Source organism: Alloalcanivorax profundimaris (genome assembly GCF_015265435.1).
Classification (GTDB): Bacteria; Pseudomonadota; Gammaproteobacteria; order Pseudomonadales; family Alcanivoracaceae; genus Alloalcanivorax; species Alloalcanivorax profundimaris.
This window is the reverse complement of sequence record NZ_JABJWH010000041.1, coordinates 1-547: the sequence shown is the minus strand read 5'-3', so window position 1 is coordinate 547 and position 547 is coordinate 1. Positions and strand designations below refer to the sequence as shown.

The window sequence follows — 547 nt, the reverse complement described above, 5'->3', positions numbered from 1 at the left end:
CATGACTGGGGTGAAGTCGTAACAAGGTAGCCGTAGGGGAACCTGCGGCTGGATCACCTCCTTAACGACCTAGACCCCTCCCGAGCAGGGACCCACACGTTTGCTTGTCTGAACGGTTAAAGATGCCAAAGCGCTGTTTTTGGGTCTGTAGCTCAGCTGGTTAGAGCGCACCCCTGATAAGGGTGAGGTCGGCCGTTCAAATCGGCCCAGACCCACCAGAACACGGCTCGCGTCGGCTCACCTAGCGGTTCGCCGGCGGGAGTTCTGTTCCATGAACAGTAACGGTTTTGGGGCCGTAGCTCAGCTGGGAGAGCGCCTGCCTTGCACGCAGGAGGTCAGGAGTTCGATCCTCCTCGGCTCCACCATCTTCCAGGTCCGTTGACCGGGGAAGTCATAATCAAATGGTTGTTCGTCGACTGTTTGCTTCTGACTTTCAGTCAGCGCTGCCCGTTACCGGGTTGGCATGCTCTTTAACAATTTGGGAAATGAGAAGTCCAAGTATTCCAATGGAATACAAGCGTTAGAAGTTTATCTGACACTTGTGTCT

The 547-nt window shown here is 54.7% G+C and carries 2 tRNA genes and 1 rRNA gene; all 3 read left to right on the top strand.

From position 1 onward, the window contains the following. Positions 1-64, top strand: a 16S ribosomal RNA gene (locus tag HMJ39_RS18765); the annotation flags it as partial. Positions 65-141: 77 nt separating this feature from the next. Further along, positions 142-218, top strand: a tRNA-Ile gene (locus tag HMJ39_RS18760). A gap of 71 nt (positions 219-289) precedes the next feature. Next, positions 290-365, top strand: a tRNA-Ala gene (locus HMJ39_RS18755). The last annotated feature ends 182 nt before the right edge of the window (positions 366-547 follow it).